The sequence below is a fragment of the Alteromonas sp. KUL150 genome (assembly GCF_009811475.1).
In the GTDB taxonomy this organism is placed as follows: Bacteria; Pseudomonadota; Gammaproteobacteria; order Enterobacterales; family Alteromonadaceae; genus Alteromonas; species Alteromonas gracilis.
Map to the genome: position 1 here is coordinate 20,192 of NZ_BLIJ01000069.1, position 26,626 is coordinate 46,817.

Genomic DNA, 26,626 nt, shown 5'->3' on the forward strand with positions numbered 1-26,626 from the left:
AGCTTGAGTACATTGGTTAGTAACGAATTTGATTTAGAACCGGCAGATAGCAAACGTTTGTCGAGTTTATGTGGCCCCTTTGATGACAACATTAAGCAAATTGAGCGTAGGCTGGGTGTAGAAATTACCTACCGAAATAATGCGTTCAAGGTGTTGGGTGAACCGCAGCAAATAAAAAGCGCTAGCGAATTACTTAAGCTTCTTTACATAGAAACACAGCCTATTAAGGGCCGTATTCCTGATCTAGAAGCCGAACAGGTTCACCTTGCTATACAAGAAGCCCGCGTTATCGAAAAAGATGCGACGGGCGGTTATGGCAAAGAAGTGAATATTAAAACTAAACGCGGTGTAATTAAGCCGCGTAACCCGAACCAAGCGCAATACGTGGCCAATATCATCAACCACGATATTACGTTTGGTATAGGCCCTGCAGGCACAGGTAAAACCTACCTCGCTGTTGCTGCGGCTGTTGACGCACTTGAGCGTCAAGAAATACGCCGTATATTGCTTACTCGCCCTGCTGTAGAAGCAGGTGAAAAACTAGGCTTCTTGCCTGGCGACCTTTCACAAAAAGTCGACCCATATTTGCGCCCTCTTTACGACGCTCTTTTTGAAATGCTGGGCTTCGAAAAAGTTGAAAAACTAATGGAGCGCAACGTCATTGAAGTTGCGCCGCTAGCCTACATGCGCGGAAGAACGCTTAACGACGCGTTTATTATTTTGGACGAAAGCCAAAATACCACGGTAGAGCAAATGAAAATGTTCCTAACCCGTATTGGCTTTAATTCAAAGGCGGTAATTACCGGTGACATTACGCAGGTCGATTTGCCCCGTGGTGCAAAATCAGGTCTTCGCCACGCTATTGAAGTACTAAGTGAAGTGGATGATATTTCATTTAACTTCTTTCATGCAGAAGATGTAGTTCGACACCCAGTAGTGGCGCGCATTGTAAGAGCCTATGAGGTGCACGACGCAGAACAAGAGCGTTTACGCAAAGCGCGTAAAGAAGAAGCATTGCAACTTCAGCGTGATCAAGCCGCTCAAGACAACAGCCCTGAGCGAGTAAATAACAGCCCTGAGCGAGCAAACATCGATAACGCAACGCAAACGAGAGACGACAACGCATCGTGACTGCCATAATTGATGTACAACAAGCATTTGAAGGTGACGAGACGATTTTATCAGCCATCCCCTCACCTTCACAACTTGAGCTTTGGGCTAATGCCGTGCTCGATTACGAAGGCTTAGATGAGCAGGAAGTGACTATTCGCTTCACGGATGAAGCAGAAAGCCAAAGTCTTAATCATGAGTACAGAGGAAAGGATAAACCTACCAATGTGTTATCTTTTCCTTTTGAAGCGCCTCCTGGTATAGAAATTAATTTGTTAGGCGACTTGGTAATTTGTGCCCCCGTTATAAGCCGCGAGGCAGAAGAGCAGCAAAAAGCAGTGAGCGATCACTATGCGCATATGACTGTTCATGGGCTATTGCATTTAATGGGTTATGACCATATTGATGATGCTGATGCCGAGGAAATGGAAGGCAAAGAGATAGATATTCTTGCGAGCCTTGGCATAGATAACCCCTACGAAATTAACAATTAATTTCTATCACAAGCGGTTGTTAAATATGAAATTTTACAGTTAACAATAATAAACCATTGACGACCAGCACGAACCATTTTAACGTTGGCGTTGAACTAACAATTAAACGGACATTATGAGCGACGATAATCCTCACTCTACCAACGGCTCCTCAGGCAAGAGTTGGTTAGATAAACTAAAAAATTCAATTTCTGGCGAGCCGAGAAGTAAAGAAGAGTTAGTATCGGTTATAACTGATGCAGAACATAACGAAATCATAGACCCACAAACCCGCGAAATGATTGAAGGGGTAATTGGGGTAAATGAAATGCGAGTGAGGGATATTATGATCCCCCGCGCTCAAATGACCACCATAGATGTTGAGAAAAAGGTAGAAGAGTTTCTACCTCTCATGCTTGAATCTGCCCACTCCCGTTTTCCCGTAATTAGCGAAGATAAAGACCACATTGAAGGTATTTTACTTGCTAAAGACCTACTCGCGTTTGCCTTTAACGCAGAGAAAGAATTCAATTTAAAAGATATTTTACGCCCGGCAGTTATCGTGCCTGAAAGCAAACGTGTTGATGTTCTATTAAAAGAGTTTCGTCAGCAGCGCTATCACATGGCCATTGTTGTGGACGAATACGGCGGTGTGTCTGGCCTAGTTACTATTGAAGACATTCTCGAAATTATCGTGGGTGAAATTGAAGATGAATACGATACCGAAGAAGATGGTACTGACGATATTCGCCCGTTAAATAAGTCGACCTACACAGTAAAAGCGCTGACTCCTGTAGATGACTTTAATGAATTTTTTGAAACAAAGTTTAGCGAAGAAGAAGCCGACACCATTGGTGGTATTGTGCTAAAAGCGTTTGGTCATATGCCTGAAACTAATGATGAGATCACCATTGGCGATATTCTGTTTAAAGTCACTAACTCTGATAAACGCCGTCTTATTCAACTAAAGGTTTCAGTACCTTCGCTGGAATAGTAAATCAGCGAGACCCATCTTGTTTCAGCACAAGGCTACGCAGCTTCAAACCCGTATTCTTGTGCTGAAGCTACGAACCCATTAACCACAATCAGATGACACCTATGCTGAAACGGTTTTTCCCCCACCTTATTCTTGTTCTAAGCGGTGCGAGCTTAACGCTGGCATTTGCTCCCTTTAACATGTGGCTTTTGACTATTCCTGCATTTGCACTTGCTATTCGCCAGGTCATAAAGCTTAGGCACCGCCCATTTCTTGCTGGTTGGCTATTTGGCGCGGGATGGTTTGGCGCAGGCATAAGTTGGGTTCACGTAAGCATTGCTGATTTTGGTGGCTTACCGCTTGTTGCTTCAATTGGTTTAATGGCGCTGCTTTGCGGTTATTTAGCCTTGTACCCTGCCCTTGCCACTAAACTCACCGCAAAATATTTTTCGCCCCGATTATGGCCGATGGCACTTCCCTTTTTCTGGGTTGTAGCCGAGTGGCTTAGAAGCTGGATGTTAAGCGGGTTTCCATGGTTATCGCTGGGCTATAGCCAGCTAGAAAGCCCATTGTCTGGCTTTGCACCCATTATCGGGGAAACGGGAATAAGTGCGCTTATCATTATTAGCGCCACCTTATTTGCATTAATAAACAATAAGCGAAGCCTTGCAAACGCTACACTTGTTGTACTTTGCCTGTTTATAAGCGGTTACATTTTAAAGCAGCACACTTGGGTTACGCCAGAAAAGACCTACTCGGTAGGCATGGCCCAGGGCAATATTGCACAAAGCTTACGATGGGTGCCTGAGCAAGATGGTCCTACTATGGATACATACTGGAAGCTAACCGAAAGTCTATGGGATAACGACCTTATAATTTGGCCCGAAGCTGCCGTACCGAAACTAGAACCATTAGCACAGCCCTATCTTGCTAAAGTTAACGAAAGAGCATTTCAGGAAAACACAGCGCTTATCAGCGGCATCGTAAATTATAATTGGGAAACCGACGAGGCTTGGAACAACCTAATTGTATTGGGCAAGCGAACACCCGATGCCGCCTACCCCGATTACCAGTATTTTCACAATAACCGCTTTTCAAAACACCATCTTCTACCGGTTGGTGAGTTTGTACCTTTTGAAGACTGGCTGCGCCCCCTCGCCCCGCTGTTTGATTTACCCATGTCATCATTCTCTCGCGGTGATTATCAGCAAGCCAACCTCGAAGCTAACGGCATTCACTTAGCGCCCGCTATCTGTTTTGAAATTGCGTTTCCTCACCAAGTGATGGCAAATGTATATGAAGATACAGACATGATCATTACCGTAAGTAACGACGCGTGGTTTGGGCACTCCCATGGCCCCGCTCAGCATTTACAAATTGCGCAAATGCGCGCACTTGAGCTGGGGCGACCGGTTGTGAGAGCGACCAACAATGGTATTACTGCTTTTATCGATCATAAAGGTCACATTACGGCGCGGTTGCCACAATTCATAGCAGGTAATATTTCAGCGCCAGTTGTTGTAACTCGCGGTTTCACTCCCTATTACCATTTACAGGAGTTGGGTGTTTGGCTATTGACGTTACTTCTTTTAGCTTCTGCGATAATACTTAAGAGGTCACATATAAACCGAAACTAGAGCTATACAGCATGATATGAAGGGGTTACGGAAAACTGAAAACATATGAGCTAAAGCATTTGCTGCTCTGAGTTGGAGAATTGTTATTTAGTGAACAGACGTGTCCGCTAATAAAGTGCGATGTGGTTAAACAATGACTTATTTCTAGTCACTTTGATGACTGAGGGCTCACCGACAATCTGGAAACCGTATCCATACTTTCGTGTAATATGCGCACGATGAAGATATTTGAACCACTCACTTCATAGGCTACCAAGTGATTTTATATCGGCATAAGTCTAAACGGAGCAACATTTTCATCTTTATATTCTGGGTAACGGAAAGGACTTGAGGAAAGTGAAGAAATTGCACCGTATAGGTCATCTAGGTATCTATCGGCTAATGACTCACCCCACACTTTATGACCATAAAGCCAGATATCGATTAAATCCTCTTTTGCAAGATTTGATATCGTAATTTGCATCAACAATCAGCTCGTTGCTTGGCCTCATTTTTTATCACCTCGATGTCTAAAGCCCCTGCGCTACCGCTCTTCCTACCTTCTTGGACAGCCAATACTAGCGCTTGACGCTTTAGCGCTGCGTATTCTCTACTGGACAATAATACGCCTTGCTCTTTACCGTTTCTGGTAATTGAGACAGGCTCAGATTGCGCACTCATTAGGAGCTCCCCGAATGAATTTTTAGCTTCAGTTGCTGAAATGACTTTCATAGACCTGATTCCCCACTTTAGATTTGGATAAGACAAAATAGCCAAATTAGCTATTTTGTTCAATAACAACTTGCAATCGTTGCAATGTGGTCAACGCAACAAACATCAATTCAAGCTCCATACATTAGAATACGACATAAATTTGCCTAACTCGTACCAACGGTTGAATAAGCATTTGTAGTGGTTATATTGCTGTCAAAAAAACGGCGCCTGACATAGGGCGCCGCTATCATTTTATATATATGGATTAGATACACAAATTACCGTTGATTACCCGCCGCCTGAATAGCGGTAAGAGCTATGGTAAATACAATGTCATCCACTAACGCACCTCGGCTTAAATCGTTGACTGGCTTTCTCATGCCCTGCAGCATTGGGCCAATACACACCAAGTCGAAGCTACGCTGTACCGCTTTATACGTGGTGTTACCCGTGTTTAGGTCTGGGAAAACAAACACGTTTGCTTTACCGGCAACCGGGCTATTTGGCGCTTTACTCTTACCTACGCTTTCAATGGCCGCCGCATCGTATTGAAGCGGACCATCAATCAGTAAATCAGGGCGCAGTTCTTGCGCAATTTTGGTTGCCTCACGCACTTTCTCTACGTCACTACCTGCACCTGACGAGCCTGTACTGTAGCTAATCATAGCAACCCTTGGCTCTATGCCAAACATCTGCGCTGATTCAGCAGACTGTATAGCAATGTCTGCAAGTTGTTTTGCATCAGGATCAGGATTAATCGCACAATCACCGTAAACCAAAACTTGATCAGGCAATAGCATGAAAAATACTGACGACACCAAAGACGCGTTTTCAGCAGTCTTAATTAGCTGAAGCGCCGGGCGAATCGTATTGGCCGTAGTATTAACCGCTCCAGAAACCAAACCGTCTACATCGTCTTGCTGAAGCATCATCGTGCCTAAAGTCACGTTGTCTTCTAGAAGCTCTTGCGCAACCACCTCAGTCACCCCTTTGTGACCACGCAGCGCAACCAAACCATTCACATAATCGTTCTTAATGGCGCTAGGCGACAAAATTTCCACGCCATCGCTAAGTACAACACCTTGCTGTTCAGCTACGCGCCTTATCTCAGTTTCATCACCAAGTAAAACAGGTCTAGCCAACCCACGCTTTGCGCAAATAGACGCTGCAACAACGGTTCTCGGTTCATTTCCCTCAGGCAGTACAATGCGCTTGTTAACCTGTCTTGCACGGTTGGTGAGATAAAAGCGAAACGCCGAGGGAGAAAGCTTTTTCTGACGAGATACTTTTTGGGTAAGCGAATTTACCCAACTAGCGTCCAGACTTTCCGCTGTGTGAACCATTACCTTTTCTATGCGTTGACTGTCATCAACTGGCACTTCTTGGTTAAAAGCGTGAAGCGCTTGTGCTGTTTGCCACGTATTAGAGTTTACTAGCATTACAGGCAGGCCCGTCTCCATGGCTTGGCTGCATAAGGCCATAATATTTTCATCCGGCTGGTAGCCACCCGTAAGCAGTAGTGCGCCTAACTTGGTACCGTTTAGCGCCGCAAGACAACAGGATACAAACACGTCACCGCGATCACCCGACATCACCAATAACGCACCTGGTTTGAGGGTATGGGTCATGTTGTGAATTTCGCGCGCGCAAAAGGTTACACTGCTTAAACGACGCTCAGAAAGCTCACCTTCATTAAGCAGTGTCGCTTTGAGGTGTTTAGCTACATCAGTCGCACGAGGAGATACTAAATCAGCGCTCCAATCGATGGTACCGAGTAAACTTAAGCCTTTTCTGAAGATGGGGAGTTTGCGAAGTGCTTGCGTACGCTCTTCGTCATGTTCGGGCGCTTCTATTGCGCCGATATCGGCACGAAGCCTTCCATGCTCATCAAACGGTGCATTGACTTTATTGAAGATACAACCCACTACCTTCTGCCCTTTATGACCGCCGTAAGTGTCGACCACGATTTCCAAACGATGATTGATATCAGTGATGGTATCGTTTCCAGGTACGGCGACAAATACAATGTCAGCATCAAGAGCACGGCTTATTTCTAGATTCAAACGCTCGGCGTAAGGATGGTGTCGCGTTGTCACTAAACCTTCAATGACGGTTACCGCCTCTTGCTCGCTATTTTCTTCGAAGCGTTCAATGATTTCTTCAAGTAATTCATCGATACTGTCATTACTTATCATACGTTCAACGTAGTCAAGCTCAAATGGCGTAATAGGCGACACGCTAGCGTGATGAGCGATGATGGCGGTTGAACGCTCTTCACCGTTATCGCCTCTTCGTGGCTGAGCCACAGGCTTGAAGAAATTTAGCTTTATACCCTGCTCTTCAATTGCTCGAACAAGGCCCATGCTGACCGTAGTGAGGCCCACACTAGTGCCTACGGGGATCAACATAATTCTGCGAGACATAGTTACTCCTGGTTTTACTTATTCAATGCGCTAGCGCATTTAGTTTAGGCGAAGGTTGCAGCTTCTGCGGCGATAACCCACTCTTCGTTAGTAGGTACTACGTAAACGGCTGTAGATGCATTTTCTGTTGATATTTTGCCGCCCTGACCAAATCGCGCAACGGTATTTTTTTGCTCATCTAAAGTAATGCCAAAGTGAGCAAAATATCCCATGGTCGTTTCTCTAATAAGCGAAGAGTTTTCGCCTATACCGCCTGTAAATACAATGGCATCTAATGTTGGTACTGCAACCATATAACCCGCAATATATTTTGCTAGACGATAACAAAAGATTTCTATTGCTAACTGTGCGCCCTCATGCCCTTCTAACGCTGCATCTTCTAGCGTTCTGCAATCATTACTTAGCTCTGAAATACCCAACAATCCTGACTGCTTATTAAGAAGATCGCTGATCTCATCTGCCGTTTTACCTAACTTTTTCTGTAACGTGCCAGGTAAACTTGGATCGAGATCGCCACAGCGAGTCCCCATGACTAAACCTTCAAGTGGGATAAAGCCAAGACTTGTATCTACTGCTTGACCTTTTTCGATAGCCGACACACTGCAACCATTACCTAAGTGCGCACTGATGATGCTGGTGTCTGACACAGGCTTATCAAGAATTTTCGCCATGCTATCGAGGATAAACTTATGACTCGTGCCGTGGAAGCCATAGCGCCTGATGCCATATTCGCGATAAAGCGACATAGGTAAAGCATAAATAAAGGCTTTCTTCGGCAAGGTTTGAAAGAAAGAAGTATCAAACACAACCACGTGAGGTAAATCTGGGTATGCCGCTTGTGCAGTGAAGATACCTTTTAAATTCGCCATATTGTGAAGCGGCGCCATGCTCGCATAGTCTTCGATTGCCTCGAGGACGCTGTCATCAACCAGTGCTGCTTGCTTGAATTTTTCACCGCCATGTACCACCCTATGCCCAATGGCTATAGGCTGAACGCCAGTACTAGCGATAACTTTAGAAATTGCATCAAGCGCTTCGGTATGGCCCGCTTTTTCTGGCAGCGCCTGCTTTTCTTTTTTACCGTTTAGCTTATATGACAAACTTGCGTCGCTGTTGCCCAGTGCTTCGGCAATACCCGACAGTCCTGCTTCGCCAGTTTCAGCGTCAATAATTGCAAACTTAACGGATGAACTTCCGCAATTTAAAACTATAACTTCTTTCTTCATGTTCAAATTTTACAAATGTAAGTGGTAAACTTCTATTAGCGCTAACTGTAGCATTTATAAACATTTTAGTTAGTTAAAGTAATGCTAAATGTTTTATAAAAACTTTCGAATATTTGTTTTACCTACGCGACTTTCGCTTGATTAAAGCTAAAAACAGGTTTACCGATGCGCCCATTAATAAAAGCCAAAAAATTAGTCAATAAAATCTGAAACTTAACCATTGAAAAGAAGTTAATTTGAAATTTTTTTAAATTTTTTGCTTGAAAAGTATTTCGGCCATTCCTATGTATGTTTTGTCGGCGCTGAAAGGTCAGGTCGACAAAACCGCCGCCGCAAAGTCGGGGCATTTAAACTTTAAACATATTGCTTAATTTTGAGGATATGACTATGCGTACTATCGATCTATCTCCACTTTACCGTTCATTCATTGGCTCTGACCACTTAGCATCACTTATCGATGCAGCATCTCGAGCAGAGAAACAGAGCACTTATCCGCCATACAATATCGAGTTGCTCGGTGATGATAAATACCGCGTAACCATGGCAATTGCAGGTTTCAGTAAAGATGACGTTTCAATTCAAGTTGAAGAGAATACGTTAACCATTACTGGCACGAAGAAAGCGGAAACGGAAGACAAAGAAAGCAAAGAACGTAAGTTCTTACACAAAGGCATTTCAGAGCGTAACTTTGAGCGTAAATTCCAGCTTGGTGATCACGTGAAAGTGTTAGCTGCAGACATGGAAAACGGCCTACTTCATATCGATATGGAGCGAGTCATACCTGAAGCCAAGAAGCCGCGTCAAATAGAGATTGGCTCTCGCCTACTTGAAAATCAGTAATTAACTTCTTGGTTTGTTTCCCAACTTTTAGCGGCGCCTTACGGCGCCGTTTTTTTGTGTTTGAAATTGATACATTTCGTTGTTTTCACATCGATAGGATTGGCCAACTAAGAAGTCAGCATGGGTATTCATTTAATATCGCTTTTAAGAACCTACGTTTCATTCAGTTCGATGACATATTCTGCTTTACCAGACTCTCCCGACTTAAAGTGACCCGTAATTGATTTCCCAACTAACTCACCGGTAGCCGAGCCGTCTATGGAAGCGAATTCACTACTCGCAACACCATTGTCGAACCTACCAATATGTTGAAAAGTTACAGTTCCTCTTAAACCATTTATAACACCAATAAAACTTTCAAAGCCTGTGAATTGTGCAGACGTAGGCGCCTGATAAGACATCAAAAACTCAATGGTTGATTCTCCAACCATGCCGCCTGTATACGACTGCTCGATGCTTGCATGAGATGTTTTTATCCCTTCTGACTTTTCTTTAAGTGTTTCTTCATTCCATTTTAAAATGGAAAAGCTTCCCTCGAAGGCCATGGCGTTCTCTTTATAATTGTTAGTAAACTTAAGTCGGTAAACCCTAGCTTGTCAGTCACAATAAAACAGCCAGCAAATTGTAACAGAGTGTTTATATAAGCCCTTTAAGCATTGCTAAACCCACTGCGTTGCAAGTGCTCGCATCTTTAATATCACCGCTGATTATTTTTTCTTTTAGCTCGGTAAACGTAATAGGCACAACTCGCAGGTCTTCTTCCTCTTCGTCGAGTTTCTGTTTACCTTGAGTGAGTCCCCTCGCTACATAAATATGATAACCTTGGTCGCAAAACCCATAAGCTAAGTATTGGAAGCCTACGTATTCCATTGAATCTGCGATTAACCCAGTCTCTTCCTCAAGTTCACCCTTTGCGAGTTCAATAGGATCGGCGTCCGGATTCGCCTCCCAAGCGCCCTGCGGTAGCTCAAGCTGACGCTGTTTAATGGTATAGCGGTATTGCTCAACCATGAAAACCGTATCGCCTTGGATAGGTAAGATAATGGCGAAATCTGGCTTCTCCACCACACCGTATATACCTTCATTCCCGCTAGCTCGACGTATCTTGTCTTCCCTTACCCGAAGCCATTTGTTCTCATATACTATTTGTGAATGAAGTGTTTCAATGTCTGCCATTGTCGTCCTTATCAGTGCACTCAAGTGCTTTAATAACGTTACTCGACTGACATAGTGGGCGATGGAGATTACTCAGTCAATTGTGAAATTAGCGATAGTTCGACTGAGTACTAAATTGTTCTCTTTCATTGAATGAGATAGTTTTGATAACGCTTGGGCTAACTCGACTTCATGCTTTGCTGCAGCTTCAACGTCAACAATGTCTTTTGCTACTTCTTGTGTGGTAACTGACTGTTGTTCTGCCGCCGCAGACATGCTGTTGGCCATTAGCTCAACGTTAGATGCGGCGTCTTTTACCTTTCTAGCTGTTTCTCGCCCCCTTCCGGTAATTTCAACTGACTTATTCACTGCCAACGCATTTTTATTAACGTCCTGCACAACCACCAAACTTGCTTGCTGAAGCGCCGTAAGCAGCGTGGCTATTTGAGCTGAAGCATCTCGACTGCTCTGTGCGAGTTTGCGCACCTCATCGGCAACAACGGCAAATCCTCTGCCGTGCTCTCCTGCGCGGGCAGCCTCTATAGCTGCATTAAGCGCCAATAAGTTTGTCTGATCTGAGAGAGTGTTGATTGTTTCAAGTATGCTGCTGATATCGGTCACCTGCTTTTCCATAGCCGCAGCATTATCCTTAACATCTTTCATGTCGTCTTCTAACTGTTTCATCGCTGTTCTGACCGACTCGTTAATATCGAAAGCTTCGATTGCCAGTTGATCCAGTGATTTACTCGCAGCTAGGGTATCAAAGGCCGATTTAGCAATGTCGGTACTCGTTACCGATATTTCTTCTAACGCTGATGCGATATTAAGGGAGCGTTGTTGCGTTTTTCCCGCATCCTGTACCATTTCCGTACAGGAGGCTTCTAATTCTGATGATAAGCGAGAACTCGCGTCAATAGACTGCTCTAGCCCTCTGATTAAATCTTTAAGTGCCAATATCGTTTTATTAATCGCAATAGACACGGTGCCAAGTTCATTCTGTACCTGCATTTTTACGTCAACCGTCAAATCTCCTTTCTCGGCAATCTTTGAAAGATTTTGTGTAAGGCGGGTGAGTTGCGTGTTGAGTATGTATAAGAGCGCGCGATAGATGAGGGTAATAACCACAATGCCAACAAAAATAATGATGAGTGTAAGTATCAGTGCAAACGAGGCTTCACTGTGCATGTCTTTTGCATTTTTGTTTACTTGTACCCAAATATTGTCAAGTATCGACTTAACATCATTGATTTGTGATGTCGCTGCCCCAAACCATTCGCTGTTAGTAGGAAGCACAGTAACGTCGACTTTCCCTGAATTGAGGTTTTTAAGTGTTCGGTTTATCAACGTTGCTTCATCTGATGTCATTGATCTCGTGAACATCTCAACACTGTCGTTAGGTAAACTGTTTTCCAGTTTTCCTGAAATATATTGTACTTCTTGTTGATAACGCTTTAGCTCACTAATTACGGTATCGCTGGCCTCTTGTCGCGCTATTGCGCCATTCACTTTCCCCCGTTGTTGCCCCAATCGCTCTTTTAACTGCGCTAAAAGAATGGCGCTGGACAACTGTTCTTTTGACGCTAAGTTGTTAACGTACATCGTTAATGCCGTGGCGGCATTCAGCGCCGATGCGTTAAGAGAACTGTAGAACCTAAATGCCCGCGTACCTTGTTGACTATCCACCTCTCGTCTGAGCGCCTGTTTATCACCTAAGTAACCAAGTAGTGGGTTAAGAATTTTGGTTACCCTATCGCCGTACGCACTATCATTTTGCAGTAATGAGGTTAACAGCGCTGCTGCGTGATCCGCCTGTTTTCGCTGAGCCTCAACGTTATCTCGCCCTTTAGGGGTTGGGTTACCCAAGTAGCCGGCCGTTAACCCTCGTTCAACTGCATGATGGTGCGCCACAGACTCCACAGTGGCAATTAGCGCTATCATTTCAATATCGGCTGAAGCCGCTCGAGTGTCGTCTAACGACCGTTTGATATCTTTGAAAGCTAAGTATGCAACACTAATTAATAGTATGCCCGCACCCAATACAGACAGCCGAAGAATAGAAAATCGTTGTAGCAAGCGCACTAATAAAGACTCCATGTAAAACAGTACTGCTCAACAAGATGGATAAGGAAAGATATATCTCCTACAATTGCCGTAAAAATAGGCAGTTCATCTCAGTATAGGAAACATTAGAATAAGCGCAAATCCATTATCTAACCGGTGTTTTATGCGGCAAATAAAGACAAATCTAATGCAGTCATGGGGAATATGACTTACACAAAAAATCGTAATGAAAAGACAAAAAGTAACGAACCTAAGTTCTTAGTTTGTTTTCCTTTGCTTTGCGTCGCCGGTTGGCGCCTATTTCTATCTAGAGTGCGCAGTTTAGGTCTATCTTAGATTGCTCATCTGCTACAGGAAAACATGCTCCTGATGGCAAAGCATCGGGTATATATCTTTCCAGATGCGGGTCATAAAGTCCTTCTTCCAAAAATGTGACTAAATCATCAATTTCGTCGTCACTGAGATTCAAAGGCACAAAACGATCATCTATAATGCCATCCGCCAGTCTTTTTTGTGGCACACCGGCGTTCTTGTATAACACCACCTGTTTAACACTCGTGAAACTTCCACCGTGACCAAACACATTTGAATCTTTTAAGTTGTAGAGTTGTGGTACCTTAAACTTATAGTTATCTTCTGTTCTGCCAGTAAAACCGCCCCTACCCTTGGCATCATTTTCAGTTACTACACCAGTTATTGTGGGGCTTGATGTATCGAGGTCGGCAAAGCCAATGGCCATAAACATTTCTTCGTTAGCAGCCCCTATTTTCGAGCTCAACGCGGGGCCAGTATGACAGCTTGCGCAACCCGCTTTGCCAAAGAAAAGTAAAGCGCCTCGCTTTTCTTGGTCAGTGAGCGCTGCGTCTTCGCCTTGTAACCAACGCTGGAAAGGCGCTCGATTTGCTAGTACCGTTCTCTCATATGCGGCAATTGCCTTACCCATATTTTCAAGAATATCGTCGCCCCCCTCTGGAAATGCAGCTTCATACAACAATTGATATTCCATATTTTGCTGGACGAGTGAGTTGTTGAAGGTGTTGAGTCTATGTACTTTTGTACCAGCAATTGCTTGGGTTTCTAAGCCTCCTAAACCACGAGTATTTTCAGCTTTTGGCGTACCAGGCGTAGCTAATATCTCATCAGGTAATTTAGCATTAACTAGCCCTCCATGCTGATTACCAAACTGACCGTTCCAAAGCATTACTTCTTGATAAGCCGTATTTAGAATACTGGGTGAAGTTAGCGGTTGAACATCGGGAACTAGACTAGGATCGGTGCTCGATTTATCAAAGCCCTCGGCTAAGACACGCATTTTTCCAGCAACACCAAAACCTGTTCCGCCTTCTCCAATTCCCTGCACAACACCAGATTTAAAGCCAGCAGCGGCATGGTGACAACTTGCGCATGACCAAGTGTTGACCAGTTGCTCATGAACACCTTCCGTTGCAACGGCGGTTTCATGAAAGAGCATCATACCGAGAAAAACCTTCTCTTCAGTAAGGGTGTTATTTGGATCAGCGGGAATACTTGAGAAATCTGTAGACTGAGGCAATAGTAGCCCTACCGCGCCGCCATCTAATTGCTCGTTCAATGTTGTCATTAATTGCGTAGACAACGAACTTTCTTCGACAGTAACCGCTTTATCCGCCCCACAACCCGATATGGTAATAACACTAGTGAGTATCAATACATTTTGAATATAAGGAATCGACTTCATGACTTCACCTTGACTACATTCAACGAAGTTTAAATTTCAAAGCATCAGGGCCACGAAGCAGCGGTGGTGCTAGTTGAAAGCACACTTATTAAAATTGTTTAATAAATAATATAGTAGGTCGAAGCAGAAACTTCGAGTGATTGTCACTATTTTTGCAAATTTAACGTGGAGCACGCGCCTTTGAAAAACTGAGGTCTATAAACCATTCGAGAAATGATGTGGGAAAGTGATTAAGAGACTTTGTTATTTTTAAGTATGAAAAAACCCCAAATATTGGAATATCCAATTATTTGGGGGTACTTCGAATTGCTATTTTTTTAGTTTTTCACTTAAATTGCGAAATAATCTAAATGTACTCGACTTCTATGATTTCCACTTCAACTGCGCCCGCTGGCGTTTGAATAGTCACTGTGTCATCAAGCTCTTTACCTATTAGCCCTCGAGCGATAGGTGAGTTCACCGAAATCAGGTTGTTCTTGATATCAGCTTCGTCGTCACCCACAATGCGATAGGTCGTTTCTTCATCACTAGCAATATTAAGAATTGTAACCGTAGTACCGAAAATCACTTTTCCGGTGTTTTCCATTTTTGTGACGTCGATGATTTGTGCATTTGAAAGTTTGCCTTCGATATCTTGGATACGACCTTCACAGAAGCTTTGCTGTTCACGGGCCGCGTGATATTCCGCATTTTCCTTCAAATCACCATGCTCACGCGCTTCGGCGATAGACTCGATAATACGTGGGCGTGTTTTAGTTTTTAGCTCATTTAATTCGTCACGCAGCATTTGAGCGCCGCGCGCTGTCATTGGATACTGACTCATGAATACTGTCTCACTTAGCTAGTAATTTAAACAGAAAAGTGCGCCGCGAAGGCGCACTTTTTATTCGTTCACACAAATGTAATATTGCTAGGATACCTCGTATCCTAGCTTATGTCATTAGTGTTTAAGTCTAGCGTGCAGTTCTTGAACTGAAGCTACTTTATTACGGTCATCGGCAGACTTAGCTCGAATAGTAGCGAATGCTGCATTCATCGTGGTGGTGTAAGTTACCTTATTCACCAAGGCTTCACGACGAATATAAACCGAATCGGTAATAGCTTGACGACCTTCTGTTGTATTAATCAAGTAGGCGTATTCGCCGTTCTTAATGGCGTCAACAATGTTAGGACGGCCTTCCGATAGTTTATTAACCACCGTGCTCATTATACCTGCATCGTACAAAGTAGTTGCCGTACCGCGCGTTGCTTCAATGCTGAAGCCAGCGGCAACCAGGGCCTTAGCAAGTTCAATGATTTTAGGCTTGTCGGTTTCACGCACCGAGATAAGCGCTTTACCTTCTTTAGGCAAAGGTGCACCGGCGCCTAAATTCGCTTTAGCATATGCCTCTTCGAAAGTATCACCAACCCCCATAACTTCACCAGTAGAGCGCATTTCTGGGCCTAACAGTGGGTCAACACCTTGGAACTTAGCAAACGGAAGTACAACTTCTTTCACAGAGTAAAAAGGAGGAATAATTTCTTCCGTTACACCCTGTTCAGCAAGGCTAACGCCAGCCATGGCGCGTGCTGCGACTTTCGCTAATGGAACACCCGTTGCCTTAGACACGAATGGCACCGTACGCGCTGCACGAGGGTTAACCTCGATAAGGTATACTTCACCGTCTTTAATCGCAAACTGGGTATTCATCAAGCCCACAACGCCAAGTTCAAGGGCCATGGCTTTTACCTGTTCGCGCATTACATCCTGAATTTCTTTTGAAAGCGAGTGCGGAGGTAATGAACAGGCAGAGTCACCAGAGTGAACACCCGCTTGTTCAATGTGTTCCATGATGCCGCCAATCACAACCTCTTTGCCATCGCAGATAGCGTCGATATCAACTTCGATAGCATCGTCAAGGAATCGGTCTAGCAATACTGGCGCGTCGTTAGACACTTTTACCGCTTCGTTCAAGTAACGCTTAAGGTCTTTGATGTCGTAAACGATTTCCATCGCGCGACCACCAAGCACGTAACTTGGACGAACAACCAGCGGGAAGCCAATCTCTTCGGCCATAGTTAGCGCTTGCTCAACGTTAGTTACCGTAGCATTCGCTGGCTGCTTAAGATTAAGCTTGTTAACCATTTGCTGGAAACGCTCGCGGTCTTCCGCACGGTCAATCGCCTCTGGCGATGTACCCATGATTGGAACGCCAGCGGCTTCGAGAGCACGGGCAAGCTTAAGTGGCGTTTGACCACCATACTGCACGATAACGCCTTTTGGCTGCTCCTTAGCAACGATTTCAAGCACATCTTCAAGAGTTACAGGTTCGAAGTATAGGCGATCTGACGTGTCATAGTCGGTGGACACCGTCTCAGGGTTACAGTTAACCATAATAGTTTCGTAACCGTCTTCACGCATTGAAAGCGCAGCGTGAACGCAGCAATAATCGAATTCAATACCTTGACCGATACGGTTAGGGCCACCGCCCAATACCATAATCTTATCTCTATCAGTTGGCGCAGCCTCACACTCTTCGTCATACGTAGAGTACATGTAGGCTGTACTGGTAGAAAATTCTGCGGCGCAGGTATCTACACGCTTGTAGACTGGAGAGATACCAAAATCACGACGGGTTTCACGAATATCGCTCTCAGCCACTTTTGTTAATTCAGCAAGACGCGCATCTGAGAAGCCTTTACGCTTAAGGGCACGCATAAAGTCAGCATCAATACCAGGTAAGCCAAGCTCAGCTACTTTTGCTTCAAGAAGAATAAGATCTTCAAGCTGAACAAGATACCAGCGGTCGATATTCGTAAGGTTAAATACCTCATCAACAGACATACCCATACGGAATGCATCACCGATGTACCAAATACGCTCTGCACCCGGTTGGCGAAGTTCATAAACCACTTTATTGCGTGATTCAGGGTCTTCAAGATCAACCATTGGATTAAGGCCTGTCGCACCAACTTCAAGACCGCGAAGGGCTTTTTGCAGTGATTCCTGCTGGTTACGACCAATCGCCATTACTTCCCCCACTGACTTCATTTGGGTAGTCAGGCGGTCGTTAGCACCGGCAAACTTTTCAAAATTAAAGCGTGGGATCTTAGTCACGACGTAGTCGATAGACGGCTCGAACGACGCTGGCGTTAAGCCACCTGTAATGTCATTCGCTAATTCATCTAACGTGTAACCTACCGCAAGTTTCGCCGCTACTTTCGCAATAGGGAAACCCGTTGCTTTTGAAGCAAGCGCAGAAGAACGAGATACACGTGGGTTCATCTCGATGATGACCATACGGCCCGTTTTCGGATCTACACCGAACTGTACATTTGAACCACCGGTTTCAACGCCAATTTCACGAAGTACAGCCATGGCTGCATTACGCATTATTTGGAATTCTTTATCGGTCAACGTTTGTGCCGGTGCAACAGTGATTGAGTCGCCGGTGTGAACACCCATAGGGTCGAAGTTTTCGATAGTACATACGATGATGCAGTTGTCTGCTTTATCGCGTACTACTTCCATTTCGTATTCTTTCCAACCTAGTAACGATTCATCGATGAGTAGTTCGTTGGTTGGAGAAAGGTCGAGACCGCGGGTACAAATTTCATTGAACTCGTCAATGTTGTACGCGATACCGCCACCGGTTCCACCCATGGTGAAAGACGGACGAATAATACAAGGAAAGCCGATACGGCTTAACACATCGTGCGCTTCATCCATAGTGTGCGCAATTTCTGCACGTGGACATTCAAGGCCAATGTTTTTCATTGCTTTGTCAAAGCGTTCGCGGTTTTCCGCTTTATCGATAGCGTCTGCCGTTGCACCGATAAGCTCGCAGCCGAACTCGTCAAGTACGCCGTGCTTATCGAGCTCCAGTGCGCAGTTAAGTGCAGTTTGACCACCCATTGTAGGTAAGATGGCATCTGGGCGTTCTTTTTCGATGATCTTGCGAACTACTTCCCAGTGGATAGGCTCGATGTAGGTTGCATCTGCCATTTCTGGGTCGGTCATGATGGTTGCTGGGTTAGAGTTAACCAAAATAACACGGTAGCCTTCTTCGCGAAGGGCTTTACACGCTTGCGCGCCTGAATAGTCGAATTCACAAGCCTGGCCGATAACAATAGGGCCAGCACCAATGATAAGAATACTTTTTATGTCGGTACGTTTTGGCATAGCGGGCTAATTCCTACTGCTTGTGTTGTTCAATAAGTTCAATGAAGTGGTCGAATAACGGCGCCGCTTCATGAGGACCTGGGCTGGCTTCAGGGTGACCCTGGAAACTAAACGCAGGCTTGTCGGTGCGATGGATACCTTGCAACGACTTGTCGAACAACGAAATGTGAGTTACTTCTAGGTTATCTGGCAAGCTAGACTCATCCACAGCAAAACCGTGGTTTTGGCTGGTGATCATAACTACATTGCGCTTTAGGTCTTTAACCGGGTGATTTGCGCCGTGGTGACCAAACTTCATCTTCACTGTTTTAGCACCGCTTGCAATAGCAAGTAACTGGTGACCTAAACAAATACCGAATACTGGCGTACCGGTTTCGACGATGGTTTTAATTGCGCTAACTGCGTAGTCACATGGCTCGGGATCGCCTGGTCCATTTGACAAAAATACACCGTCAGGATTCATGGCTAGCACGTCTTCGGCAGGCGTTTGCGCTGGAACCAAAGTCACTTTACAACCGCGGTCAGCTAGCATGCGAAGAATATTGTTTTTCACACCGTAATCGTATGCTACGACATGGTACTTAGTTTCACTTGGCGTTACGTAACCTTTGCCAAGTTCCCAACTACCTTCTGTCCATGTTTTTGGTTCAGTGATGCTTACGACTTTTGCTAAATCCATGCCTTTAAGACCTGGGAAAGCTTTTGCTTGCGCTAAGGCGCTAGACTCGTCTAATTCATCAGAGCAAATAATGCAGCCGTTTTGTGCACCTTTGTCTCGCAAGATACGCGTCAAGCGACGTGTATCAATGTCAGCAATACCCACAACGCCTTTCGCTTTAAGGTATTCAGACAGTGTTTGCTGTTGACGAAAGTTGCTAGCAACAAGAGGTAAATCACGAATTATCAAACCCTTCGACCAGATTTTATCTGCTTCGACGTCTTCTTCGTTAGTTCCGGTGTTGCCAATATGTGGATAAGTAAGGGTGATGAGTTGTTCAGCGTAGGATGGGTCGGTGAGAATTTCTTGATAGCCGGTCATGGAAGTATTGAAAACAACTTCCCCGACGGCGGAGCCAGTAGCGCCTATCGCCGTACCTTTAAAAACAGAACCATCCTCTAACACCAAAAGGGCAGAATTAGCCAAGTCAACCTCCAGATTAAGGATAACTATGTGTTTGCGCATTTTTTTGCACAAACCCCACAAAAAACGGGAGTTATTGATAACAATACATCCCGTTTTACGATCTTTGCAGCTAATAAAACCGCACTCTTCAGCCGGTTTGACAGCTTCAGAATACGAAATTCTGGCAAATTCCGGCGAGTATACATTACTGACCGAAAATGGCAAATTTATTTGTAATAATTTACTAAAATAACGCTTATACCACCTTTTTTGCGCAGAACCACCGAAAGTACGGCTTATTGCTCATTTATAATGCAACTTTAGTTTAACACTTTAGTAACGCCCTAACGTTAGCTTGCTTTTTACAAGGTAACAGAGGGCCATCTAAAGCTTCAATTCTAGTACATCAACCATGGAGTATAGACCAGGTTGCTTACCATACAACCATTTTGCTGCATGCACTGCACCTTTAGCGAAGGTTAAGCGGCTTGACGCTTTATGCGTTATCTCTAATCGCTCACCTATGTCTGCAAATAGCGCGGTATGCTCACCTACAATGTCACCAGCTCTAATTGTCGCAAAACCAATGGTCCCCTGGTCTCGCTCTGGCTCTTTGCCTTCACGTCCATAAACTGCACATGACTTTAAATCTCTGCCCAATTCATCGGCAATTGCTTCGCCTATTGCCATTGCCGTACCTGATGGCGCATCTTGTTTAAATCGGTGATGCGCTTCAGTAATTTCGATATCTGCGGTTTCACCCAGTACGCTCGCCGCCTGTCGAACGAGTGACAACATAAGATTTACGCCAACGCTATAATTTGCCGCAAAAACAATTGGGATATGTTTAGCCGCCTCATCTAACGCATTAAGTTGACTGTCGTTGAGACCAGTGGTCCCAATAACGACAGGCATGTTGTTGTCGACACACCACGCTAAATTGCTTTCAATAACAGAAGGTAATGTGAAATCGATCATCACGTCGGCGTCATTTCCGCTTAAGTCAGATAGCGCCGAGCAATCGATGTTTTTCTTACCAATACCTGCGAGCTCGCCTACGTTTAAACCGACCCATGGAGAATCGTCACGCACTGTTGCAACACTAAGTTCTGCATCATCAATTAAATCAAGTGCTTCAATAAGAACACGCCCCATGCGCCCATTGGCGCCAAACAATCCTACTTTCATTATTTGTATTACACTTTTATTTGCCTTCAACTAGCACGCATTTTGCCAAATACCCCCACTATTGCAATGCGAGTTTCATAATAAATACGCATAACAACAAACGTAGTAAACCCTTGGCTTTTATACAGTCCAGTGTTAATTCACGGAAAAGCGTGGGTATAGGCTCAGATAACATCGTTCTAAAGACAATTCGATGAAGTTTATGCACTGTTTGCACTCTTCACACACTAAAACTCATTCTCCCCAGACTCGATAGATACTTTCGATAAACCTACTCGCTTCAACGCTCATCAGGCTTGTTTTCTTAGCCTAGTTGAGTGACGCTGTAGTCACTTATTACTATTTTCAACGTAAATAAAAATACTATGCAGAAAGTACTCGTTTGGGATATTCCCACCCGCGTTTTTCATTGGCTTCTTGTTTCAAGTCTCTTGGCCCAGTATGCAACAGCCGAGTGGTTAGAAAATGCAATCCAGTGGCATTTCTATATTGGATATTTCACCCTATTCCTGGTTATCTTCAGGATTATATGGGGTTTTGTAGGAACGCAGTACGCTAGATTCAGCAGCTTTGTTACAGGTCCGCGAAAAGTAATCCGCTACATGAAAACCTTGTTTGATAAAGACTCAATGCCTTCAATCGGGCACAATCCACTAGGAGGCTGGTTTGTTGTCATAATGCTCGTTTTAGTAGCGGTTCAAGCAATTTCTGGCTTGTTTATGACGGACGATATATTTCTAGATGGCCCCTATCGACCGCTGGCAGATGAACAAACACTAGCGCTGATGAATTCTCTTCACCACCTTACTTTCGACTTATTGCTTTATGTTATTACTCTGCACATTGCTGCAGTCGTTTTTTACGGCATTTATAAAAAGCAAAAATTAGTGCCTGCTATGGTACATGGGAAAAAGGTATCAAAAACAGTGGGCATTACTGGCTCTCGATTAATTAGCGCACTTGTCGTCGCATTACTCGCCGCAGCTATTGTATATGTAGCAATTGAAGTTTATCCGCCAACTCCAGAAATAGAAGAATATTATTAGCTTGGCGTTCAAGGGCCTCAGACATAGCGTCCACAGGCCCAAGCCATCCCCACTTCAGCAGTTAAAAACTAAGCTTCACAATTAAGTGAGTTTGGTACTTCAACCAAACCTTTTTGACGCATTAAGGATTCAATTTCTTTTACGCTGGCGGGATCATCAATCGTCGATGGCACAGATACTGTCTCGTTCGCTGCAATTTGACGGAGCAATTTTCGTAGAATTTTACCTGAGCGAGTTTTAGGTAGTCGCTCCACAACAATAGCTCGTTTAAAGCACGCTACAGGGCCAATGGCGTCACGTACACGCTGAACTAGGGCTTTCTCCAATTCTTTTTCATCAACTGAAACCCCATCTTTTAACAATACTAACCCAACTGGTAGTTGACCTTTGAGTGCATCGTTAACACCAATCACACTGCACTCGGCGACGGCAGGGTGTGCAGCTAACACCTCTTCCATCTCTCCTGTTGAAAGCCGGTGCCCTGCGACGTTAATGACGTCATCAGTGCGCCCCATTATGAACACATAACCATCTTCGTCCACATAGCCATTATCGCCAGTGCTGTAGTACCCATCAAACTCACGTAAATAGCCGTCCTTAAAACGCTGATGATCTTGCCAGATTGTTGATAAGCAGCCCGGAGGTAGCGGTAATTTGATTGCTATCGCCCCCTTTTCTCCCGTTGTTTGTTCTTCATTGGGGCCTTTTAAAACTTTTACATTAAAGCCAGGCGTAGGAACACTTGAAGAACCGGGCTTGGTGTCCATGGGTTCCAACCCCATTGGGTTAGAACAAATGGGCCAACCGGTTTCTGTCTGCCACCAGTGATCGATGACTGGTACACCTATTTTTTCAAGTGCCCAATAATAGGTAGGAGGATCTAGTCGCTCACCTGCCATAAACAATGTTCGTAGGCTAGATGTATCATATTTGGAAAAAAACTCAGCATCTGGATCTACTTTCCTGATTGCTCTAAACGCTGTGGGGGCAGCAAAAAGCACATTGATTTTATGGTTTTCAATCATACGCCAAAACGCACCAGCATCAGGTGTGCCCACAGGTTTTCCCTCATAAAGCACAGTAGTAGCGCCTTTAATCAGCGGTGCGTAAACAATGTAGGAATGGCCCACAACCCAGCCTACATCTGACGCTGCCCAAAATACATCGTCCTCACTAATGCCGTAGATAGATCCCATAGAATAGTGAAGCGCGACAGCATGCCCGCCATTATCCCTCACCACACCTTTTGGCTTGCCGGTAGTTCCCGAGGTATAAAGCACATAAAGTGGGTCGGTGGCGTCAACCGCGACGGGCGCGGCTGGTGTACTATTTTCTACCAATGTATTCCAGTCATGGTCGGTCTCCTCGTCTACTTTTGCCGTTAGCTGCTCTCGCTGAAACAAAACACAAGCGCTAGGCTTATGGCTGGCTAACGATACGGCTTCATCAACAAGAGGTTTGTAAGGAAGTATTTTAGTTCCTTCGATGCCACAAGATGCGGTTACAATGACTTTGGGTTTTGCATCATCAATTCGCACGGCAAGTTCATTCGCGGCAAAACCGCCAAAGACAACCGAGTGAATTGCACCAAGACGGGCACAAGCTAGCATGGCAATTGCTGCTTGAGGGATCATAGGCATATAAATAATGACCCTATCTCCCTTTGACACACCCAAGGTCGAAAGTCCGCCCGCGAATGCAGTAACCTGTGAAAGTAATTCATTGTAAGTAAAGTATTGCGTTGTCTGTGTGACCGGCGAATCATATATCAGGGCCGTCTTTTCACCTCGCCCATTTTTTACATGATGATCTAGCGCTAGGTACGATGTGTTGAGTTGACCTCCCCGAAACCAGTCATAATAGCCATTATCTGTCGCTTGGCAGCCTTTTGAGGGAGGCTCGAACCAAGCAATGTTGCTAGCCTGTTGTAACCAAAACTCATCGGGATGCTGTGTAGAGGCAATGTATTCATTTTTATAAGTCATAACCATGTCCTGAGTAGGGTTTATGTTCAACCTACTTCAGTTCACGACAATATGGTTATAAGACTTCAGGCGTAGACTTCATAACCACATGATTTACATAATATTAAAATTTTACTTTCAAACTGAGCGCGAAATATTTACATATAACGCTATTGCGAATTATGCCCTAACTTGTCACGCCAATCGCTAATGCTCATGGGCTTGTCAAGATAAAAACCTTGAAAAGCACTGCAACCGCACGCTTTAGCTTGGTCGAGTTGCTGAGTAGTTTCAATGCCCTCTGCTACTGTATTTAAATGGAGTGCTTTGGCCATATTGCAAATACTTGTTACTAAAAGTGTTTTCTGTTCTGAACCTTCCATCGCTTCAATAAACACCTTATCAACCTTCAACTCTTTAATAGGTAAATCTTGAAGATAATTAAGGTTTGATTCTCCTATTCCAAAATCGTCGATTGATAGGGAAAAACCTTGTTCAGCAAGCTCTCTTACACGATACTGAATGATACTTACCCCCCTTATTAGCGCGCCTTCTGTCAATTCCAGCGTTAAACTTTCGTGCGGTACTTGCCATTTGTTTACGATCGCTAAAAACTTGCCGACGAAATCAGCTCTCGCCAAATGCTTAGCGCTGATATTAATGGATAACTTGGTGTCGATGTGCTGGGATTGACAATCTTTTAATAACTTACATGCTTCATTGCAAACCCATAAGCCAAATTCAGCAATGTATTCATTCTCTTCTGCAATTGGAATGAATTCAGCGGGGTTAACTACGCCGAGATGTGGGTGGTTCCACCTTAATAGTACTTCAGAGCTGATAACATTATTTAGCCCATCATATTGAGGTTGTAACTCGATAAATAGCTCGTCATTGGAGATCGCTCTTCCCAATGAACGCTTCACGTAGCTGTAACGTTCGACATCGCTTGCTTTGATATGAATATAATCATTTGCACTCGGTGGTTGGTCGCTAATTACGCGCCGAGGTTTATGCGCCAACGTCTCACGTATTTTTTTAAACGAAAAATGCGTAGTAGGCAAAGTACAGCTAATTGTTTGAGTTTCTATTGTTAGAAGGCTGTTGTGAAGCGTGATTGGCAGCAGAACGTGCTCTTGCAGCTGGTTGGCGTAGCTTTTTGCAACCCTTATCGCATCTGCTTCTTCGCTGAAACACTGGTCGATGTGAAGAAAAAATGCGCCCCTACTGCATTTGAATACACGCGCTTTATAACAGCCTTTATCTTCGAATACTCGAACGAAACGGCTGGCTAAAATACGTGATATGTAATCAATAGTTGGCTCTCCAAATGCTTCTTCATACTCGTTAAAGTTGCAAATATTTACGCACATAAACAACGAAAGAGGCTCAGATGAACTAGTTAGGCGCCCTTTCTCGCCAAGATAACGCTCAAATTGATGTTGATTAGGAAGACCTGTTACCGCGTCTGTTAGCGCAAGTTGCTTAAAGTGCTCCAACTCGAGGTAATGGGATGACACATCTCTAATGGAAGCCACCATAAGCCGCTGCCCATCAATGATACAAGGCTTTAAGCTCACCTCACATGAAACGCGCTTGCCACTCTTATGCCGCAAGCATTCCCTTACATCTCGTTTTTCAGCACAGGTTTTAAAAACTGCACTAAGATTCGAAAACAAAGAGAGGCTATCGCTATTTTGCACTTTTGTGGAAATCAATCTTACGTCTTGCCCTATCAACTCGTCAGGTTCGAAACCTAAAACGCTAGAAAGATGATCATTGGCTGACAAAATAGTCCCATTTTCATCTATACATAACACTACGCTATCAACACTGTTTAACAATGTGGCCAGGTAATTCGTATAGTTATGTTGCGACTCCGAAAGTCGTTGAATATCAGTTTCATCCTGGGCCGTGCCATAGATGCGTGCTATCTTTAAGCCTTGGCGTTTACTTTTTTCAATTTGTAGAAATACAGAAAGCTTAATACTTTTTGTTTGGCCTTGGTTATCTCGGAAGTTAAAGTGCATGGAAAACTGACGGTCACCCTTCAACGCTTTTATTATTTTACGCTTTAGCGTTACCTTATCGCTCGGCGCTATCATCGAAAGGACTTCACGGAGGCTGACATTTCTAATCTGTGGCAAGCCCAAGAACTGTTTCATGACCGCAGTTGAGGAAAAATTCCCTGCAAACCTATCAATCTCCCACGCGCCCACCTTAGAGATTGAACTCACTTTTTCTAAAAGGGACAGCTGCTCAGACAGTTTATCGGAGTAAGGGTGTCTTACTAGCTCATACTGATAACTCACCTCTACTTTTTGCCGCGTGATATCAATAAGCGCGTGTTGTCGGGCATTCAGCACATTGTGCTGCACAAAGGTAAGTAAAACGCCTATCACCTCACCTTGAACATCACGTATCATTGCCACCACAATATGGTGGTTGCAATATTGCTTAAGGGAGTCTGGTAACTCAAATTCGCTGCATGGAATAGGCGCACTCAAGTGCGTAAGTGGAAGCATAAGCAAAACGTGAGAGGGAAACACAATGCTTTGGGCATCATCTAATGAATGATTTGTATCGCTTGCGACAATCGTAGCTCGACCGCTATTTTGATTTATTGAAGCTAATAAAATGCAAAGGGCATGCGCTTTGGTTTTGTTCTCAGTGAGAAGCGCAGCGAAGTTGTGCTGCGTGGTTCGTACTGTCGATAACATGCGTTCACTGCGTAAATCCATCTAAGCAAGCCTTTTAATAATCCATTAATTTAAAAATAGTGACATCACATGATGTTAGTAGAGTAAAGGCAGCATTCCTTGTGTACCTTCT

20 protein-coding genes are annotated in these 26,626 nt (G+C 44.3%); 6 read left to right on the forward strand and 14 right to left on the reverse strand.

Annotation, left to right across the window (positions count from 1 at the left end; translation table 11 throughout):
- The first annotated feature begins 3 nt into the window (after positions 1–3).
- From GVO62_RS16505 to lnt, 4 genes are all read left to right on the forward strand, one after another.
- The gene (locus tag GVO62_RS16505) at positions 4–1,131 is read left to right on the forward strand and encodes a PhoH family protein (protein ID WP_159120184.1); all 1,128 of its coding nucleotides are present in this window, start codon (positions 4–6) and stop codon (positions 1,129–1,131) included.
- Positions 1,128–1,604, forward strand: coding sequence for an rRNA maturation RNase YbeY (gene ybeY / locus GVO62_RS16510; protein ID WP_159120185.1), 477 nt, complete (start codon positions 1,128–1,130; stop codon positions 1,602–1,604). The genes GVO62_RS16505 and ybeY overlap by 4 nt, the downstream gene beginning before the upstream one ends.
- Positions 1,605–1,719: 115 nt before the next feature.
- Positions 1,720–2,577 (forward strand): CNNM family magnesium/cobalt transport protein CorC, encoded by an 858-nt coding sequence (gene corC, locus GVO62_RS16515; RefSeq protein WP_105932015.1) that lies wholly within the window; start codon positions 1,720–1,722, stop codon positions 2,575–2,577.
- 104 nt (positions 2,578–2,681) lie between these two features.
- Positions 2,682–4,196 carry an apolipoprotein N-acyltransferase gene (gene lnt, locus GVO62_RS16520; protein WP_159120186.1) on the forward strand — a complete coding sequence of 505 codons (1,515 nt, stop codon included), beginning with the start codon at positions 2,682–2,684 and terminating at the stop codon, positions 4,194–4,196.
- 262 nt (positions 4,197–4,458) lie between these two features.
- On the opposite strand, the gene GVO62_RS16525 is transcribed toward lnt, so the two are convergent.
- The 4 genes from GVO62_RS16525 to GVO62_RS16540 all read right to left on the reverse strand — a co-directional run bounded on the left by GVO62_RS16525 (position 4,459) and on the right by GVO62_RS16540 (position 8,538).
- The gene (locus tag GVO62_RS16525; RefSeq protein ID WP_159120187.1) at positions 4,459–4,659 is read right to left on the reverse strand and encodes a type II toxin-antitoxin system RelE/ParE family toxin; all 201 of its coding nucleotides are present in this window, start codon (positions 4,657–4,659) and stop codon (positions 4,459–4,461) included.
- The gene (locus tag GVO62_RS16530) at positions 4,659–4,907 is read right to left on the reverse strand and encodes a type II toxin-antitoxin system Phd/YefM family antitoxin (RefSeq protein WP_159120188.1); all 249 of its coding nucleotides are present in this window, start codon (positions 4,905–4,907) and stop codon (positions 4,659–4,661) included. The genes GVO62_RS16525 and GVO62_RS16530 overlap by 1 nt, the downstream gene beginning before the upstream one ends.
- Positions 4,908–5,167: 260 nt before the next feature.
- Entirely contained in the window at positions 5,168–7,312 is a 2,145-nt protein-coding gene (pta, locus tag GVO62_RS16535; protein WP_159120189.1) for a phosphate acetyltransferase, read from the reverse strand.
- 44 nt (positions 7,313–7,356) lie between these two features.
- A complete protein-coding gene (locus GVO62_RS16540) occupies positions 7,357–8,538 on the reverse strand; it encodes an acetate kinase (protein WP_159120190.1) in 1,182 nt (393 codons plus the stop codon).
- Between the two features lie 387 nt (positions 8,539–8,925).
- On the opposite strand from GVO62_RS16540, the gene GVO62_RS16545 reads away from it, so the two are divergent.
- Positions 8,926–9,378: an Hsp20 family protein gene (locus GVO62_RS16545; protein ID WP_105932012.1), complete on the forward strand. Its 453-nt coding sequence runs from the start codon at positions 8,926–8,928 to the stop codon at positions 9,376–9,378.
- Positions 9,379–9,530: 152 nt separating this feature from the next.
- On the opposite strand, the gene GVO62_RS16550 is transcribed toward GVO62_RS16545, so the two are convergent.
- The 8 genes from GVO62_RS16550 to dapB all read right to left on the reverse strand — a co-directional run bounded on the left by GVO62_RS16550 (position 9,531) and on the right by dapB (position 20,784).
- Positions 9,531–9,923, reverse strand: coding sequence for a DUF3224 domain-containing protein (locus tag GVO62_RS16550; protein WP_159120191.1), 393 nt, complete (start codon positions 9,921–9,923; stop codon positions 9,531–9,533).
- 91 nt (positions 9,924–10,014) lie between these two features.
- On the reverse strand, positions 10,015–10,554 hold the full coding sequence (locus GVO62_RS16555; RefSeq protein ID WP_159120192.1) for an NUDIX domain-containing protein: 540 nt from the start codon (positions 10,552–10,554) through the stop codon (positions 10,015–10,017).
- A gap of 72 nt (positions 10,555–10,626) precedes the next feature.
- Positions 10,627–12,612, reverse strand: coding sequence for a methyl-accepting chemotaxis protein (locus GVO62_RS16560; protein ID WP_236547212.1), 1,986 nt, complete (start codon positions 12,610–12,612; stop codon positions 10,627–10,629).
- Positions 12,613–12,901: 289 nt separating this feature from the next.
- Positions 12,902–14,311, reverse strand: a complete 1,410-nt coding sequence (locus tag GVO62_RS16565) for a cytochrome-c peroxidase (RefSeq protein ID WP_159120194.1) — start codon at positions 14,309–14,311, stop codon at positions 12,902–12,904.
- Between the two features lie 346 nt (positions 14,312–14,657).
- Positions 14,658–15,134: a transcription elongation factor GreA gene (greA, locus tag GVO62_RS16570; RefSeq protein WP_159120195.1), complete on the reverse strand. Its 477-nt coding sequence runs from the start codon at positions 15,132–15,134 to the stop codon at positions 14,658–14,660.
- 117 nt (positions 15,135–15,251) lie between these two features.
- Positions 15,252–18,473 (reverse strand): carbamoyl-phosphate synthase large subunit, encoded by a 3,222-nt coding sequence (gene carB, locus GVO62_RS16575; protein ID WP_159120196.1) that lies wholly within the window; start codon positions 18,471–18,473, stop codon positions 15,252–15,254.
- A gap of 13 nt (positions 18,474–18,486) precedes the next feature.
- Positions 18,487–19,617: a glutamine-hydrolyzing carbamoyl-phosphate synthase small subunit gene (gene carA / locus GVO62_RS16580; RefSeq protein WP_159120197.1), complete on the reverse strand. Its 1,131-nt coding sequence runs from the start codon at positions 19,615–19,617 to the stop codon at positions 18,487–18,489.
- A 363-nt stretch (positions 19,618–19,980) separates the two neighbouring features.
- Positions 19,981–20,784 carry a 4-hydroxy-tetrahydrodipicolinate reductase gene (gene dapB, locus GVO62_RS16585; protein WP_159120198.1) on the reverse strand — a complete coding sequence of 268 codons (804 nt, stop codon included), beginning with the start codon at positions 20,782–20,784 and terminating at the stop codon, positions 19,981–19,983.
- Positions 20,785–21,149: 365 nt separating this feature from the next.
- Between dapB and GVO62_RS16590 the strand changes: the two genes are divergently transcribed.
- The gene (locus tag GVO62_RS16590; RefSeq protein ID WP_159120199.1) at positions 21,150–21,830 is read left to right on the forward strand and encodes a cytochrome b/b6 domain-containing protein; all 681 of its coding nucleotides are present in this window, start codon (positions 21,150–21,152) and stop codon (positions 21,828–21,830) included.
- 68 nt (positions 21,831–21,898) lie between these two features.
- On the opposite strand, the gene GVO62_RS16595 is transcribed toward GVO62_RS16590, so the two are convergent.
- Together GVO62_RS16595 and GVO62_RS16600 are read right to left on the reverse strand one after the other, a co-directional pair.
- Positions 21,899–23,815 (reverse strand): propionyl-CoA synthetase, encoded by a 1,917-nt coding sequence (locus GVO62_RS16595; protein WP_159120200.1) that lies wholly within the window; start codon positions 23,813–23,815, stop codon positions 21,899–21,901.
- A gap of 149 nt (positions 23,816–23,964) precedes the next feature.
- The gene (locus tag GVO62_RS16600) at positions 23,965–26,535 is read right to left on the reverse strand and encodes a GGDEF domain-containing phosphodiesterase (protein ID WP_159120201.1); all 2,571 of its coding nucleotides are present in this window, start codon (positions 26,533–26,535) and stop codon (positions 23,965–23,967) included.
- Positions 26,536–26,626 lie beyond the last annotated feature (91 nt).

Excerpts from the sequence above, each read along its gene's own strand:
- corC (WP_105932015.1), top strand. The coding sequence starts at position 1,720 with ATGAGCGACGATAATCCTCACTCTACCAACGGCTCCTCAGGCAAGAGT.
- lnt (WP_159120186.1), top strand. The coding sequence starts at position 2,682 with ATGCTGAAACGGTTTTTCCCCCACCTTATTCTTGTTCTAAGCGGTGCG.
- GVO62_RS16525 (WP_159120187.1), bottom strand. The coding sequence starts at position 4,659 with ATGCAAATTACGATATCAAATCTTGCAAAAGAGGATTTAATCGATATC.
- GVO62_RS16530 (WP_159120188.1), bottom strand. The coding sequence starts at position 4,907 with ATGAAAGTCATTTCAGCAACTGAAGCTAAAAATTCATTCGGGGAGCTC.
- pta (WP_159120189.1), bottom strand. The coding sequence starts at position 7,312 with ATGTCTCGCAGAATTATGTTGATCCCCGTAGGCACTAGTGTGGGCCTC.
- GVO62_RS16540 (WP_159120190.1), bottom strand. The coding sequence starts at position 8,538 with ATGAAGAAAGAAGTTATAGTTTTAAATTGCGGAAGTTCATCCGTTAAG.
- GVO62_RS16545 (WP_105932012.1), top strand. The coding sequence starts at position 8,926 with ATGCGTACTATCGATCTATCTCCACTTTACCGTTCATTCATTGGCTCT.
- GVO62_RS16550 (WP_159120191.1), bottom strand. The coding sequence starts at position 9,923 with ATGGCCTTCGAGGGAAGCTTTTCCATTTTAAAATGGAATGAAGAAACA.
- GVO62_RS16555 (WP_159120192.1), bottom strand. The coding sequence starts at position 10,554 with ATGGCAGACATTGAAACACTTCATTCACAAATAGTATATGAGAACAAA.
- GVO62_RS16565 (WP_159120194.1), bottom strand. The coding sequence starts at position 14,311 with ATGAAGTCGATTCCTTATATTCAAAATGTATTGATACTCACTAGTGTT.
- greA (WP_159120195.1), bottom strand. The coding sequence starts at position 15,134 with ATGAGTCAGTATCCAATGACAGCGCGCGGCGCTCAAATGCTGCGTGAC.
- carB (WP_159120196.1), bottom strand. The coding sequence starts at position 18,473 with ATGCCAAAACGTACCGACATAAAAAGTATTCTTATCATTGGTGCTGGC.
- dapB (WP_159120198.1), bottom strand. The coding sequence starts at position 20,784 with ATGAAAGTAGGATTGTTTGGCGCCAATGGGCGCATGGGGCGTGTTCTT.
- GVO62_RS16590 (WP_159120199.1), top strand. The coding sequence starts at position 21,150 with ATGCAGAAAGTACTCGTTTGGGATATTCCCACCCGCGTTTTTCATTGG.
- GVO62_RS16595 (WP_159120200.1), bottom strand. The coding sequence starts at position 23,815 with ATGACTTATAAAAATGAATACATTGCCTCTACACAGCATCCCGATGAG.
- GVO62_RS16600 (WP_159120201.1), bottom strand. The coding sequence starts at position 26,535 with ATGGATTTACGCAGTGAACGCATGTTATCGACAGTACGAACCACGCAG.